The 712-nt window shown below is 43.3% G+C and carries 2 protein-coding genes; both read right to left on the minus strand.

What is annotated here, in order from left to right; translation table 11 throughout:
* Nucleotides 1–88 (minus strand): sugar phosphate nucleotidyltransferase (locus KH400_RS20785; RefSeq protein WP_312889311.1); only part of this gene is annotated, 88 nt, incomplete at its 3' end.
* A gap of 2 nt (nucleotides 89–90) precedes the next feature.
* Nucleotides 91–712 (minus strand): glycosyltransferase (locus KH400_RS20790; protein ID WP_281418762.1); only part of this gene is annotated, 622 nt, incomplete at its 5' end.

Below are 712 nucleotides of genomic sequence, written 5' to 3' on the forward strand. Positions count from 1 at the left end.
GACCAACCGGCAGCAAGTGTTTGTTGAAAATCTTCGTTAATGGTGCCAGCCGTGATCCCTTTCCTCCTGCTAAAATAACTCCCTTCACATCTACACATCCTTATGTTCTTTTTGGTGTGAATTCATGAGGTGTATAAGAATGTTTTTCACTCGTTCGATTCCTTTTCCATCAATGAGTGAACGTCCATTAAGATGAATGCTTCTGCGGATAAAATAGCTGTCAGACAGTTTTTGAACAGCTTGCAACAGGTCTTTTTCTTCCACAAGGTCACCTAATCCAAGGTGAAAACAAGCGCCCTTTTGCGCAAACATGCTCGCTGTCACTGCTTGGTGGTCTACTTGCGATAGGACAATGCTGGGCACCCCGATACAAATTACCTCATATAACGTCATACCGCCTGCTACGATAGCCACATCAGCTTCTGATAAAAGAACCGGTAGTTGATCTGTATGTTGAATGAATTGGATATGTTCCGCCTCTACTTGCTCTTTGATGTGAGAGGCTTTTCCTGCGACCGCTAAAATGTCTAGGTGATTTATTTGAAAAAGCGCCGATACAGCCTTTGATAACAGGCCGCACGGATCACTACCGCCAAGACTGATGACCACCTTTTTACATTCTTTCCGAACCTCATATGTGTCTTTGAATCGTTTAAACTCGTGATCTAACAATAAATAGGGCGTTCCATGATAATAAGCCGTGCCATTAAGC

It is taken from the genome of Desertibacillus haloalkaliphilus (assembly GCF_019039105.1).
GTDB lineage: Bacteria > Bacillota > Bacilli > Bacillales > KJ1-10-99 > Desertibacillus > Desertibacillus haloalkaliphilus.